Here is a 15,327-nt window from a genome sequence, read left to right as displayed (position 1 = left end):
CGGCCAGATAACAAAGAACAAAGATAGAGCGATGGCAGAGCAGCCTACTGCAACAGAAGACGCCCAGCCCATGCCGCGCTGGCTTGATGCGCTTCGGCCTGGCGGTGATGGCGAAGGGTTTTTGGAAAAACGTCTGCGGCACAGCCTGATGTTCGTCCGGCGCCCGGTGAACCGGCTGTTGGTCACTTTCGATAATCTGTCAAACGTCGGTGATCGTTCTGTCGAGCGTGAGCCCTGGGCCTATAAATTTGCACAGGACGAAAACATTTCGCATCTGGGCGTGATGGCGCATGTCAGCGACTGGTACCGTGATCCGGACCTGATCGACCGGATAAAGAAACTGAAAAAGGACGGTTTTTTCGACGGGTATGACCGCGTTGTTTTTGCTGGTGTCTCAATGGGCGGCTATGCAGCGATTGCGTTTGGGTCGCTGGTGCCGGATGCGCATGTCGTGTCGATCAACCCGCAAAGTACGCTTGATCCCGAATTGGTGCCTTGGGAGACGCGATACGAAAACGGGCGGCGGCAGGATTGGAAACTGCCCTTGGGGGATGCCGCGAAACTGACCAAGAAACTGGGTTGCGTGAACATTTTCTATGATCCCTATCACGCGTTGGACCAGCAACATATTGACCGGTTTTCTGGCGACAATGTTCGTATCTTCAACTGCTGGTTTTCCAACCACAAAACAGCTGTGTTTTTGCGCAAGATCGGCGCGCTGAAGCCGGTCATGCGGCATTGCATATTTGATGAACTGACGCCACTTGCGTTTTACCAGCTCTATCGTGAACGCCGATACCTGCCGTGGTATCGCGGATCGTTGTCATCGTACTTTCGAGATCTGGGGCGGACAGAGCTATCCGAAGCGATAGACGTGGCGTTCCGACGTCGCATGCTCAAACGCAAGAGCCAAGCCGCGACAGAAGATGACTCTGTTGAGGTGACGGCAGCAAAAGAATCTACAGACAAAAAAGAAATTGAAGCTGCCGCGCCCGCCCCAAAGACACAGCAGGCTCCCGGCAAAATGCTGCGTAAGAACACGGGCCGCCGCGCTGTGATCACCACGATGAAAAACGAAGCCCCCTTTATGTTGGAATGGGTGGCCTATAACCGCGCGATCGGGTTCACGGATTTTCTGATTTACACCAACGATTGTGATGACGGCACAGATGCGATTGCCATCCGGCTGGAACAACTTGGCATTGCTAAACATGTCGAGAACAAGTTCAAGCCGGGGGCCAGTCCGCAGCGGGTGGCGCTACGGCGGGCCTTGAAACAGGAAGTCTACCGCAATTGTGACTGGGTGATTTGCGCGGATTGCGACGAGTTCCTGAATGTGCGCACGGGCGACGGAACGCTGGATGCCCTCTTTGACGCCGTTGGCGAAGCCGATGCGATTTCGCTGTGTTGGAAACTCTTCGGCTGTGGTGATCAGGTTGCCTATAATGACCAGCTGATCACAGAGCAGTTTGTTTGGAGTGCGCCAGAGAACTTTCGGGCCAAGTACCGCGCGTTGGGGCTGAAAACGATGTTCCGCCCGTCGGAGAATATCCGCAAGTTTGGTGTGCATCGCCCGAAATTCGAAGATCGACCCGAAGGGTTTGTCTGGAAGGATTCCAGCGGCAAGGAGATGCCGGAAAAATACTATAATGGCGGCTGGTCAGCACACCCCAATTTTGGCAATGAATTTGCGCGATTGCACCACTATGCGGTGCGCTCGGTCGATAGTTTTCTGGTCAAACGCGACAGGGGACGTACCAACCATATCGACCGGGACCAGGGCGTCGCCTATTGGGCGGATATGAACCTCAATATGGAAAAAGACGACAGCCTGTTGGGGACGGTTGAGCGCACCAAACAAGAGTTGAGCACCCTGCTGGCCGACCCTGAGCTGGCAGCGCTTCACGCGGCCGCATGCAAATGGCACCGGGCGAAAATCAAGAAGCTCAAATCCAGCAAGGAGTGGGCTAATTTGCACGGTCTGTTGCAAACCATCAACCGGCCGGGGGAATTGCCGGTCGACCGGGATCAGCTGATGCAGGACCTTGAGGTCGGATGAGCCAACCGACGCTGGTTTTGCATGGTGGCTTTCACAAAACGGCCACCAGTCATATTCAGTCCTTGCTGGCACGCAATGCCAAAATGCTGAGCCGCAATGGCGTGCATTACCTGCATCACCGTGACACGCGCAAACGGCTGACTGTCCCGGTTCAATGCAATGTCTACACGTCAATTGGCATGGATTGGGATCCCAAGATCACCGGTGATGAGCTTTCGGCGATGACCGCACAGTTTTTCGATGAAGTGCTGTCGGAGCCAGCCGACCGGATCATCCTGTCAGACGAAAATATGGCCGGTCATTGCGGGCATTGCGTGAAGCGCGGTGTCTTGTATCGCTGGCGGCGAAAGCTGATCGAAGTCTTTTCAGCGCAATTTCCGCACCCGGTGGCAGAAGTGTATCTGGGTGTGCGAAACTACGCGGATTTTTTCGCGTCGGCTTACGTAGAGTATCTTCGATCTGTGCAGGGACGGTGGTTTATCGACGAGGCCATTATGCGCCGAAATGTTCTGGAGAACATGCCCAGCTGGCACAACATCCTGAAGTCGATCGTTACGTTTTTCCCAGAGGCCAAGATCACGATCTGGAAATACGAAGACTTCCGTGAGCTGGATGGGGACATCATGGCTTTGCTCTGCGGCTCTGAGGTTGATGTATCAAAACTGAAAGCGCCCAAGGACACAAACAAGCGCCCAACGGCGTCTGGCCGTGCGGTGGCCGAACTCTTGACGCTTATCCATTCCAAGGGGGCAGAATTTGCCCTGAATGAACGCGTGGCGCTACAGGAGAAATACCCGCGCGGCCCGGAGTTTGGCAGTTACGATCCTTGGACGGACCGCGAGCGGGCGCATCTGACCCGCACCTATGAAAATGACATACGTGATATCCGTGCAAACCCTGCGATTACGGTCCTGGGGCCGGACGGCACGTGATGGGCGATGTGTGTCCGCCCGGTTCTGGTGCGCGTGAGACACGCGGGCGGTGTGGTATGCCAACGGATGATTGCGCGGGTCCATCGCGACACGTACAAGTGACCAAAAAAGGTGCGTCCCTTCGGGCAAAACGCATCAACTGAGTGAGGGCAAAAATGAGCAGAGATCATGAAATCGGCATGTTATGGGTCGAAGGAGCGCTGAGCTATGTCGAAGTGCTCTGCGCGCAATCCTTTCTGGACGCCGGTCACCATGTGAAGCTCTACCACTATAAAGATGTGCAGAATGTTCCCGAAGGCGTCGAGCTGATACATGGCGATAGCGTGCTCAAGATCGACAGGTTCATCCAGCATGGTCGCACGGGTAGTTTTGCGTTGTTTTCGGATGTTTTCCGGTATCACCTGCTGCAACAGAATGACCGTATGATCTGGGCTGATCTGGACGCGTATTGCGTCAAAGCTTTTGAGAGCGAAACCGGCCATTTCTTTGGCTGGGAGAGCAAACGGCACATCAATGGCGGGGTGTTGGGATTGCCGCCGGACAGTGATGCGCTGGGCCAATTGCTGGAAATGACAGAGGACGAGTTTGGCATCCCGGAATGGGCGGGTCCGGAAGAGCGCGCACGGCTTGAAGCTCTCAAGGAAAGCGGGACGCCAGAACATGTCAGCGAGATGGCGTGGGGCGTATGGGGCCCGCATGCGGTAACGCATTATCTGCAAAAAACTGGCGAGGCCAAATACGCGCTGCCGATTGAAGGGTTGTATCCGGTTGGATTCCGGCAGCGTCGGCAATTGATGCAACGCCGGTTGCGCGACAAGGTCGAAGAGGTTTTGACGCCCAATACCTATTCGATCCATTTTTATGGCCGCCGTGTGCGTGAATTTCTTTCTAATCGGGGCGGATTGCCGGGCGAGGACAGCTACATGGATATGCTTTTGAAGAAGCACAATATCGATACTGACGCGGCACCTGTTTTGTCGCGTGAAGAGAAAGCAGCGTTGGATGCGGCCAAAGCAGAGGCCGGCGACGCCGCGAAACCAGCCAAGAAAAAGGCGGGTGACGACAAGGTCTCAAAGGCTGAAAAAAGCAAACCCAAACCTGCCCCCGCACCCCGGGTTGCGATTGGCAAGGGGGGCGAAAACATGACCGATCTTGCCGATCGTTATGGGTCGGACAAGGGGTCCACCAAGCATCGCTACACCGAACTTTATCACATGCTCTTTCATCCCTACCGGGGTCGCAAGATAAACTTTCTCGAAATGGGTTTGTTGATTGGTGGCCCGGAGCATGGGATCGACAAAGACCGTGAAACCAATGACGCGCCGTCCATCCGGATGTGGCTGGAATACTTCACCAAAGCGCATATTCACGGGCTGGATGTGTCGGATTTCAGCTGGTTCAAAGATGATCGTTTCACCTTCCACCGTTGCGACATGGATGACCGGGCCGAAATTGCCCGCGCCATTGAGGAGATCACACCGGCACCCACGATTGTCATTGATGATGCCAGTCACGCCAGCCACCATCAGCAAAATGCGTTTCTCGAGATTTTTCCGCGTATGGAGTCGGGCGGTCTCTACGTGATTGAGGATTTGCGGTATCAGCCCGCAACGTATGAGCATCCGAAAATCACGAAAACCTCACAGTTGTTCCGCAGTTGGCTGAACGATCGTGAGTTCAGACATGTTGACCCTGAGGTCGCAGAGGAATTCAACGCGCTGCGCGATGACATTTCGGGATGCATCATTGAGCCGGTGAAATTCCGCAGAGGATTACGCGATCAAGTGGCAGTAATCCACAAGCGTTAAAAAAGGGGCGCAGGTCAGCGCCCCCAATATCGTTTTGCCGGGTGGATTATTCCGGCAGGATTACGGCGTCGATGACGTGAATGACGCCGTTCGATGCTTCGATGTCCGCGCTGACGACATTTGCTCCGTTCACGGTGACACCGCCTTCGGTCATGATGGTTACGTCACTGCCTTGGGCCGTCGTGGCCGTCATGTTGTTTGTCAGATCGCCTGACATCACTTTGCCCGGCACAACGTGATAGGTCAAAATGGCAGCCAGCTGATCCTTGTTTTCGGGCTTCAGAAGGCTTTCAACCGTACCATCCGGCAGGGCCTGAAAGGCCGCATCTGTCGGTGCGAAAACGGTGAACGGGCCATCGCCCTTCAATGTGTCCACGAGGTCAGCGGCCTTTGCGGCAGCGACCAGCGTTTCGAACTGTCCGGCACCAACGGCAGTGTCTACGATGTCTTTGGCGGCATCGCCGGCAAATGCAGGGGTCGCGATCAGAGCGGCGGCCGTCAGAGCGAGGTAAGTTCTACGAAACATGTCTACTTCCTTTCAGAAATGTGGGACGATGTCTTGCTGACATCTGTGCGCTCTACGGCGTGCACATGGGTTTGGATCTGCGGGGAATCCTGCCGATGCGGTTTGACATAATTCGGAGCGCGCCTAAGCCGCTGTGTTGTGCCATTTCCACTCACAAATTTGTTATTGATCGTTGCAATTCGGCGGGCACTTCGTGCCGCTCTGAATGGGTTGTTACCCTCGCTTTTCCAACGCAAAGTGCTGGATACGAGAAGACGAGGTTGAAAGGATCGAATGGACATGACCTATGCAATGAACGCCCTGGAGTTTCTGGCGCTGTTGTTTGTTTTCGTTGTGGGCGTCGCCGTCATTGCAGCACTGGTGCTGTTCATCATCGACCGCGTACAGAAAGACGATGCGATCCGACGGAATTATCCTGTGATCGGACGATTTCGCGGGCTCTTCACCACGCTGGGTGAGTTTTTTCGCCAGTATTTCTTTGCCATGGACCGCGAAGAATTGCCGTTCAACCGGGCACAGCGGGATTGGGTGAAACATGCCGCTAAGAACGAAGGCAATACGCTGGCCTTTGGATCGACGCGAAACCTCAGCATTCCAGGCACGCCGATCTTTGTGAATGCGGTGTTCCCGCCGCTGAGTGACCAATCGTCCATGACAGAGCCTTTGGTGATTGGGCCCACCGCGGCGGCGCCCTATATGGCGAAATCGTTTTTCAACATTTCGGGCATGAGTTTTGGGGCCATTTCCAAACCCGCGGTTGAAGCGTTGAGCCGCGGTGCGGCCACGGCAGGCATATGGATGAATACGGGCGAGGGCGGGTTGTCGCCCTATCACCTCAACGGAGGGTGTGACATCGTCTTTCAGATTGGCACAGCGAAATACGGGGTGCGGGACAAAGACGGGCGATTGAGTGAGAGCAGGCTCCGCACCATTGCCGAAACGCCTGCCGTCAAGATGTTCGAGATCAAACTGGCGCAGGGCGCAAAGCCCGGTAAGGGCGGTATTCTTCCCGGCAGTAAAGTCACTCCCGAGATTGCTGAAATCCGCGGCATTGAGGCCGGTCAATCCAGCGTGTCGCCCAACAGGCATACGGAAGTGAGTGATTTCGGTGATCTGATCGACCTAATCAATCATATCCGCGATGTCACCGGCAAACCGGTCGGGTTCAAAACCGTTATCGGTACATCGCATGTCTGGGAAGAGTTCTTTGATCTGATCAATGCCCGTGGCCCGGACTGTGCGCCTGATTTCATCACGCTTGATGGGGGGAAGGCGGTACCGGTGCGGCACCCATGCCCCTGATGGATTTGGTCGGATTGCCCATTCGGGAGGCATTGCCGCTAATGGTAGATCTCCGCGACCGGCATGGATTGAAGGATCGTATCCGCATTGTTGCTGCAGGTAAGCTGGTCAATCCGGGCGATGTGGCCTGGGCGCTTTGCGCCGGTGCTGATTTTGTCACTTCAGCGCGGGGCTTTATGTTTTCCCTGGGCTGCATTCAAGCGCTCAAATGCAATAAGAATACCTGTCCTACCGGTATCACCACTCACGATCCTCATTTGCAGGCCGGGCTGGTGGTCGAAGACAAATACGAAAAGGTGGCTCATTACGCCAAATCCATCATCAAGGAAGTCGAGACCATTGCCCATTCCGTGGGGGTCTCCGAACCACGTCAAATGCGACGTCGTCACGTACGATTGGTGCAGGCAGATGGCAGTTCGGTTGCCATGAATGAGACCCGGCCAAGTTACAATCCGGGCACGCCATCGTGATATAGGTTCATTTGCCAGGCCTATGCGCATGCTCAAGCACCCTATATATAAGGGCGTGATCGGACCTTTTTGGAGAGACAAATGGCCCACCGTTGGAAGAACACACTTAAAGATAGCGACGTGACCAGTGAGACGGCGTTTCTGAACCGACGGCGGCTTCTGGCCGCTGCTGCAGGAACGGTTGTTGCGGGTGCTGTCGGCGGACGTGTTCTTGCAACGTCTTCCCCTGAGGTGCCGCCAATAGGCGAGCCGAACTCATGGGAAGATATCACCAGCTACAATAACTTTTATGAGTTTGGCACGGGCAAGGGCGATCCCGCTAAAAATGCCCATATGATGACCACGACTCCGTGGAGCGTCAAAATCGATGGCTTGGTGGATAATCCGGGCGACTATGCGTTCGAAGATATCATGTCCAAGATGACGATTGAGGAACGTATTTATCGGTTTCGCTGTGTCGAGCGTTGGTCGATGGTCGTGCCCTGGAATGGGTTCGAACTTGCAGACCTGTTGGCTTTGGCTGGTGTCCAGAGTGAGGCCAAATACGTAGCATTCGAAACTCTGGCGCGCCCTGAGGAAATGCCGGGCATGCGCCAACCGGTCATAGATTGGCCCTATGTCGAGGGATTGCGCCTGGATGAGGCGATGCATCCGTTGACCATCATGGCCACAGGTATCTATGGCAAGGACATTCCCAATCAGAATGGTGCGCCGCTGCGTTTGGTGGTGCCATGGAAATATGGCTATAAATCCATCAAGTCGATTGTGCGGATCACGCTGACGGATCAAGAACCGCCGACGGCATGGAACAAATACAGCGCACGCGAGTACGGGTTTTACTCGAACGTGAACCCCAACCGTCCACATCCGCGGTGGGCACAGGATTATGAACAGGTGATCGGGCAAGGGCTGTTCGCGCCCAAGATACCGACATTGATGTTCAACGGATACGAAGAAGAGGTTGCCAGTCTTTATGATGGCATGGACCTTTTGGAGTTTCATTGATCGCGCTTTGCGATCGGATGCTTAAGTGGCGCTCGTGGATATAGCCGCAACCATAAATGCCCCTGTTCGTTTGGTGCCATGCTGGGTGATCTACGCCAGCAGTTTCACATATGCGGGTTGGTTGTTTTGGCAGGGCATCAATGGGGGGCTGGGCCCCAACCCGGTTGAGGCGATGGAGCATGCCACGGGTGAGGCGGCGCTCTACCTGTTGATCGCGGGTTTGGCCGTTTCCCCCTTGCGGCGTTTTGTTGGCATCAACCTACTGAAGTTTCGTCGCGCCATTGGTGTCAGCTGCTTCTTCTTCGTATTGGTGCATTTACTGACATGGGCCGTGCTGGACGTGCAGGCGTTGGATCGCATCTGGGCGGATATTCTGAAACGCCCTTACATCACTGTCGGCATGGCGTCATTTGTGCTGTTGCTGCCTTTGGCGCTCAGCTCGAATGACTGGTCGGTGCGCCGGTTGCGCAGTGGTTGGAACAAGCTGCACAGACTTATCTATCCGGCCGCAGTTTTGGGTGGGGTGCATTATGTGATGCTGGTCAAAGGTTGGCAGGTCAAACCAATGATCTTTCTGGGCATCATCCTCGTGCTGCTCTTGTTGCGAGGCAAGGGCAAAACCCGGTCGGCGAAAACCTGACACGCGCCGGACGGCACTGGCGGTGTCAGCGCATGTCGTGATTCCTCAAAAACGTCTGGATCTCGACCATCTGACGGCGCATTTTGCGCGATTCCTGAATTTGCGGTCCGGAATGGGCCAGCGATTCACCTAAAAACGGGCAGACTCAGGCTGTGAGTCTGCCTTGAATTGGGGATAACTCGGTGGAAAACCCAATATCTGGTGTTGTTATACCTGCCGGGAGAAACGCAAAATACCTGAAATCCCGAAATCCATGAAAAAATCACATATCAAGTATTTGTTTTTAAATTAAAAAATAGAAATAAGAAAAAAAGATGACGTTTACCAAAAAAAGGGGTTGCGGGTCAGCACGGCAATCCGTAAATACCCCTTCACCGGCGGCGCAGAGATGCACCAACGGGACGCCAGACGGAATAAGCGGGACACACTCGCAAGGGACGCCGGGCAAAAAACACTGAGGTAACTGACGCAGGTTGCGCCAAAAGATAGTGGCGCTTCGTGTTGATTTTGTCTCTACGCTCTTTGAAATTGATAGTATCTGAAGAGATATGTGGGCGGTTTGGTTCATTCGATGGATCAACAACTGCACATATGTCGCTCTACTAGGCTTCGGCCGATCATGTAGATACAGCTTCACTGTTTGGACGGCTTTCGGTTTCTCTGAAACCAGAAGCACAACAGACAGTACGATCCGGTCATGCCGGCCGGATCAATATGTGCAGAGGTTCGAACGTCAAGGATAAGCTGGTAACAGCTTTTCAACTTGAGAGTTTGATCCTGGCTCAGAACGAACGCTGGCGGCAGGCCTAACACATGCAAGTCGAGCGCACCTTCGGGTGAGCGGCGGACGGGTTAGTAACGCGTGGGAACGTACCCTTTTCTACGGAATAGCCATTGGAAACGATGAGTAATACCGTATACGCCCTTCGGGGGAAAGATTTATCGGAGAAGGATCGGCCCGCGTTAGATTAGATAGTTGGTGGGGTAACGGCCTACCAAGTCTACGATCTATAGCTGGTTTTAGAGGATGATCAGCAACACTGGGACTGAGACACGGCCCAGACTCCTACGGGAGGCAGCAGTGGGGAATCTTAGACAATGGGCGCAAGCCTGATCTAGCCATGCCGCGTGAGTGATGAAGGCCTTAGGGTCGTAAAGCTCTTTCGCCAGGGATGATAATGACAGTACCTGGTAAAGAAACCCCGGCTAACTCCGTGCCAGCAGCCGCGGTAATACGGAGGGGGTTAGCGTTGTTCGGAATTACTGGGCGTAAAGCGTACGTAGGCGGATTAGAAAGTTAGGGGTGAAATCCCAGGGCTCAACCCTGGAACTGCCTCTAAAACTACTAGTCTAGAGTTCGAGAGAGGTGAGTGGAACTCCGAGTGTAGAGGTGAAATTCGTAGATATTCGGAAGAACACCAGTGGCGAAGGCGGCTCACTGGCTCGATACTGACGCTGAGGTACGAAAGTGTGGGGAGCAAACAGGATTAGATACCCTGGTAGTCCACACCGTAAACGATGAATGCCAGTCGTCGGGTAGTATACTATTCGGTGACACACCTAACGGATTAAGCATTCCGCCTGGGGAGTACGGTCGCAAGATTAAAACTCAAAGGAATTGACGGGGGCCCGCACAAGCGGTGGAGCATGTGGTTTAATTCGAAGCAACGCGCAGAACCTTACCAACCCTTGACATCCTGATCGCGGTTACGAGAGATCGTTTCCTTCAGTTCGGCTGGATCAGTGACAGGTGCTGCATGGCTGTCGTCAGCTCGTGTCGTGAGATGTTCGGTTAAGTCCGGCAACGAGCGCAACCCACATCCCTAGTTGCCAGCAGTTCGGCTGGGCACTCTATGGAAACTGCCCGTGATAAGCGGGAGGAAGGTGTGGATGACGTCAAGTCCTCATGGCCCTTACGGGTTGGGCTACACACGTGCTACAATGGCAGTGACAATGGGTTAATCCCCAAAAACTGTCTCAGTTCGGATTGGGGTCTGCAACTCGACCCCATGAAGTCGGAATCGCTAGTAATCGCGTAACAGCATGACGCGGTGAATACGTTCCCGGGCCTTGTACACACCGCCCGTCACACCATGGGAGTTGGGTTTACCCGAAGGCCGTGCGCCAACCTTTCGAGGGGGCAGCGGACCACGGTGAGCTCAGCGACTGGGGTGAAGTCGTAACAAGGTAGCCGTAGGGGAACCTGCGGCTGGATCACCTCCTTTCTAAGGATGTTCCTAGCAAATTGAGTTCGCTCAACTTCGTGGAACACTTAGCAGAAGATTGGCAAACAAAGCCGATCAACATCACGGACCGAGCCGTCCTCATATCTCTTCAGGAATTGATTTCAGGCCCTACCGGCCTGTCTGGGTCGGTAGCTCAGGTGGTTAGAGCGCACGCCTGATAAGCGTGAGGTCGGAGGTTCAAGTCCTCCTCGACCCACCAACGTTCTTTTCGCAAAGCGAATTGGACAGGCGGCAGTTGATTTTCACTGAAAATCAACGAGAGCCATCATTAACCACCGGGCGCGCCGCAAGTTTTGCACGCAAAACTCGCTTACCGCGTTTGTCGAATTTGCCACGCAAATTCAACTGGGGCCTTAGCTCAGATGGGAGAGCGCCTGATTTGCATTCAGGAGGTCAGCGGTTCGATCCCGCTAGGCTCCACCATAACTTGATTTGACCGTTAAGCACTGTTCGCAGTTCTTAACCGTCCAATCGGACGAATTGACATCGTATAGAGAGATACAATATCAACACTGTTTGGTTTCCGCGAGTAAGTGGAAAACCTCAGTTTGGTGCCGAGGACTTCGGTCCGAAGCGAGCGTATGCCACGGTTGTTTCCTCGACCTAACATGCGTCTGCCTGCTGAAACGAACAGAGTTGTCCAAGTCAAGTACACTAACCCGAGCAATCGCAAGATTGCTCATTAAGTACTCTATCTTACGGGGGACCTCACCGACATGAGGTTCTTTGATAGAGTGCGGGAAAGTATGCTTTTGGTTCAGAATAAGGAGGGCAGTTTCTTACCAGCTTCTGTTTTCCGCGCATGACGCAAGTCTTGCTTTTTCTGGATCAAATCAAGCGCGAGAAGGGCGTTTGGTGAATGCCTTGGCAGTAAGAGGCGATGAAAGACGTGATACTCTGCGATAAGCCATGGGGAGCTGAGAATAAGCTTTGATCCATGGATTTCTGAATGGGGCAACCCACCTGACAGTTTGTTATAATTGCCTTCGGGCAGCTTATAACTTGCTGAAACAGGTACTTAAGAACTGAATACATAGGTTTTTAAGAGCAAACCCGGAGAACTGAAACATCTAAGTACCCGGAGGAAAGGAAATCAATTGATACTCCCCTAGTAGCGGCGAGCGAACGGGGACCAGCCGAGCCATGATTGTGAATAGAACGTGTTGGGAAGCACGGCCATAGTGGGTGATAGCCCCGTATATGAAGCATGATTGGACGTATTAAGTAGGGCGGAACACGTGAAATTCTGTCTGAAGATCGGAGGACCACCTTCGAAGGCTAAGTACTCCTTACTGACCGATAGTGAACCAGTACCGTGAGGGAAAGGTGAAAAGCACCCCGACGAGGGGAGTGAAACAGTACCTGAAACCGAACGCCTACAATCAGTCGGAGCTTGACTGGACTCTAATGACAATCTGCTTCAGAACGTGATTAATGAATCGCGGAGGGAGCATAACGTGTCAGACCTAGCTTTTATAACAGATGGAACAGCTGCAGTGGTCTTCCTGGTAGCAGGATTGATCGACGCAGGTGTCAATCATTGCCCGAATGGGGGCTGCATCGCGAAAAACGATGTACAAGCCTATAATAGCATCTCGGTCGGAAGCACGTATTTTCAGGAAAACGAAGTCGGAGAAGAAGTCTATTTTCGCCGTGACACTGGCCATGCAGATGGCCCGTTTCAGCGGATTTGGGGTGTTTCAGCAACGACGGACGGTGAACTTTGGGCCGGTGTGGGGCATGCCTACACACTGAGCAATCGTAAAGATAACCTGTTCCTGGAGCTTCATGCGATGACGGGCCTTTATGAAGAAGGTGACGGCGTCGATCTTGGCGGACCGATCGAATTCCGATCCGGTCTTGCCGTTGGATACAAAAACAAGGCGGGCGTTAAAATGAGCCTGAGCGTCGACCACCGGTCGAACCTCGGGATCTACAGCGACAACCCCGGTCTTGAAACCGTACAGTTTCGGGTCTCATTCCCGATCAACAAGTAACGGTCAAAATCCAAAAACAACAACTTCGGTTGTCATTAGTGTCCAGTCTTGTGACGGCGTACCTTTTGTATAATGGGTCATCGACTTGGTCTATCTAGCAAGCTTAAGCCGTTAGGTGTAGGCGCAGCGAAAGCGAGTCTTAATAGGGCGAATGAGTTAGATGGATCAGACCCGAAACCGAGTGATCTAGGCATGGCCAGGTTGAAGGTAAGGTAACACTTACTGGAGGACCGAACCCACATCTGTTGAAAAAGATCGGGATGAGCTGTGCCTAGGGGTGAAAGGCCAATCAAACTCGGAGATAGCTGGTTCTCTGCGAAATCTATTTAGGTAGAGCGTCATCCGAATACCCTCGGGGGTAGAGCACTGGATGGGTAATGGGGCCCCACAGGCTTACTGATCCTAACCAAACTCCGAATACCGAGGAGTACTAGATGGCAGACACACTGCGGATGCTAACGTCCGTAGTGGAGAGGGAAACAACCCTGACCTACAGCTAAGGCCCCCAATTCATGGCTAAGTGGGAAAGCAGGTGGGACGACCAAAACAACCAGGAGGTTGGCTTAGAAGCAGCCATCCTTTAAAGATAGCGTAACAGCTCACTGGTCTAAATAAGTTATCCTGCGGCGAAGATGTAACGGGGCTCAAGCCATGAGCCGAAGCTTAGGATGCCGTAAGGCATGGTAGCAGAGCGTAGTGTGACATAGTCTCATTCCTCCTTAGCGGGATCCGTCCCGCATTGGAGGAGAGAGGCTTTCGATGAAGCGGGCGCGTGAGCGATCCCGTGGAGAGATCACTAGTGAGAATGATGACATGAGTAGCGACAAAGAGTGTGAGAGACACTCTCGCCGAAAGTCCAAGGGTTCCTGCTTAAAGCTAATCTGAGCAGGGTAAGCCGACCCCTAAGTCGAGGCCGAAAGGCGTAGACGATGGGAACTGGGTTAATATTCCCAGGCCAGGAGGAATGTGACGGATCGTGAAGATTGTTCACCCTTATCGGATTGGGTGGGCCGTTAATCGGTTCCTGGAAATAGCACCTCCATTAGATCGTACCCTAAACCAACACAGGTGGACTGGTAGAGAATACCAAGGCGCTTGAGAGAACGATGTTGAAGGAACTCGGCAAAATACCTCCGTAAGTTCGCGAGAAGGAGGCCCAGTTTCTACGCAAGTATTGGCTGGGGGCACAAACCAGGGGGTGGCGACTGTTTACTAAAAACACAGGGCTCTGCGAAGTCGCAAGACGACGTATAGGGTCTGACGCCTGCCCGGTGCCTGAAGGTTAAAAGGAGAGGTGAGAGCCTTGAATTGAAGCCCAGGTAAACGGCGGCCGTAACTATAACGGTCCTAAGGTAGCGAAATTCCTTGTCGGGTAAGTTCCGACCTGCACGAATGGCGTAACGACTTCCCCGCTGTCTCCAACATCGACTCAGCGAAATTGAATTACCTGTCAAGATGCAGGTTTCCCGCGGTTAGACGGAAAGACCCCGTGCACCTTTACTACAGCTTCACATTGGCATTAGGCCGAACATGTGCAGGATAGGTGGTGGGCTTTGAAACGGTGACGCCAGTCATCGTGGAGCCTCCCTTGAGATACCACCCTTGTTCTGCTTGATGTCTAACCGCGGACCGTTATCCGGTTCCGGGACCCTGTGTGGCGGGTAGTTTGACTGGGGCGGTCGCCTCCTAAAGCGTAACGGAGGCGCGCGAAGGTTGGCTCAGAGCGGTCGGAAATCGCTCGTTGAGTGCAATGGCAGAAGCCAGCCTGACTGCGAGACTGACAAGTCGAGCAGAGTCGAAAGACGGCCATAGTGATCCGGTGGTCCCGAGTGGAAGGGCCATCGCTCAACGGATAAAAGGTACGCCGGGGATAACAGGCTGATACTGCCCAAGAGTCCATATCGACGGCAGTGTTTGGCACCTCGATGTCGGCTCATCTCATCCTGGGGCTGGAGCAGGTCCCAAGGGTACGGCTGTTCGCCGTTTAAAGAGGTACGTGAGCTGGGTTTAGAACGTCGTGAGACAGTTCGGTCCCTATCTGCCGTGGGTGTAGGATACTTGAGAGGAGTTGCCCCTAGTACGAGAGGACCGGGGTGAACGATCCACTGGTGGACCTGTTGTCGTGCCAACGGCAGTGCAGGGTAGCTATGATCGGACAGGATAACCGCTGAAGGCATCTAAGCGGGAAGCCCCCTCAAAACAAGGTATCCCTGAGGACCGTGGTAGACCACCACGTCGATAGGCCGGAGATGTAAGCGCAGCAATGCGTTCAGTTGACCGGTACTAATTGTCCGATAGGCTTGATTTGATCCAGTAAAAGCCAGACTTTGTCGTCCCGGAGG

6 protein-coding genes, 2 tRNA genes, 2 rRNA genes and 1 pseudogene are annotated in these 15,327 nt (G+C 53.7%); 10 read left to right on the top strand and 1 reads right to left on the bottom strand.

Annotated elements, in window-relative coordinates; all coding sequences use genetic code 11:
* Positions 1–31 precede the first annotated feature (31 nt).
* From ACZ1HJ_RS03435 to ACZ1HJ_RS03425, 3 genes are all read left to right on the top strand, one after another.
* A complete protein-coding gene (locus ACZ1HJ_RS03435) occupies positions 32–2,059 on the top strand; it encodes a glycosyltransferase family 2 protein (protein WP_472720953.1) in 2,028 nt (675 codons plus the stop codon).
* The gene (locus ACZ1HJ_RS03430; protein WP_472720952.1) at positions 2,056–2,991 is read left to right on the top strand and encodes a hypothetical protein; all 936 of its coding nucleotides are present in this window, start codon (positions 2,056–2,058) and stop codon (positions 2,989–2,991) included. The genes ACZ1HJ_RS03435 and ACZ1HJ_RS03430 overlap by 4 nt, the downstream gene beginning before the upstream one ends.
* Before the next feature lie 155 nt (positions 2,992–3,146).
* Complete coding sequence (locus ACZ1HJ_RS03425; protein ID WP_472720951.1) at positions 3,147–4,799, top strand: hypothetical protein; 1,653 nt, start codon at positions 3,147–3,149, stop codon at positions 4,797–4,799.
* A gap of 46 nt (positions 4,800–4,845) precedes the next feature.
* On the opposite strand, the gene ACZ1HJ_RS03420 is transcribed toward ACZ1HJ_RS03425, so the two are convergent.
* On the bottom strand, positions 4,846–5,325 hold the full coding sequence (locus tag ACZ1HJ_RS03420) for a fasciclin domain-containing protein (protein WP_472720950.1): 480 nt from the start codon (positions 5,323–5,325) through the stop codon (positions 4,846–4,848).
* A 279-nt stretch (positions 5,326–5,604) separates the two neighbouring features.
* On the opposite strand from ACZ1HJ_RS03420, the pseudogene ACZ1HJ_RS03415 reads away from it, so the two are divergent.
* The 7 genes and pseudogenes from ACZ1HJ_RS03415 to ACZ1HJ_RS03385 all read left to right on the top strand — a co-directional run bounded on the left by ACZ1HJ_RS03415 (position 5,605) and on the right by ACZ1HJ_RS03385 (position 15,293).
* A pseudogene (locus ACZ1HJ_RS03415) lies at positions 5,605–7,097 on the top strand (FMN-binding glutamate synthase family protein).
* Between the two features lie 81 nt (positions 7,098–7,178).
* On the top strand, positions 7,179–8,102 hold the full coding sequence (gene msrP / locus ACZ1HJ_RS03410) for a protein-methionine-sulfoxide reductase catalytic subunit MsrP (protein WP_472720949.1): 924 nt from the start codon (positions 7,179–7,181) through the stop codon (positions 8,100–8,102).
* A 25-nt stretch (positions 8,103–8,127) separates the two neighbouring features.
* Positions 8,128–8,742 (top strand): protein-methionine-sulfoxide reductase heme-binding subunit MsrQ, encoded by a 615-nt coding sequence (gene msrQ / locus ACZ1HJ_RS03405; protein WP_472720948.1) that lies wholly within the window; start codon positions 8,128–8,130, stop codon positions 8,740–8,742.
* Positions 8,743–9,501: 759 nt separating this feature from the next.
* Positions 9,502–10,967, top strand: a 16S ribosomal RNA gene (locus ACZ1HJ_RS03400).
* 143 nt (positions 10,968–11,110) lie between these two features.
* Positions 11,111–11,187, top strand: a tRNA-Ile gene (locus ACZ1HJ_RS03395).
* A 148-nt stretch (positions 11,188–11,335) separates the two neighbouring features.
* Positions 11,336–11,411: transfer RNA gene (locus ACZ1HJ_RS03390), tRNA-Ala, on the top strand.
* Between the two features lie 408 nt (positions 11,412–11,819).
* A 23S ribosomal RNA gene (locus ACZ1HJ_RS03385) occupies positions 11,820–15,293 on the top strand.
* The 16S and 23S rRNA genes sit together here with 2 tRNA genes alongside, the layout of an rRNA operon.
* Positions 15,294–15,327 lie beyond the last annotated feature (34 nt).

Source organism: Roseovarius sp. JB2-10 (assembly GCF_055693585.1).
The sequence above is the reverse complement of the archived record's forward strand: the minus strand, read 5'-3'. Positions and strand labels throughout refer to the sequence as shown.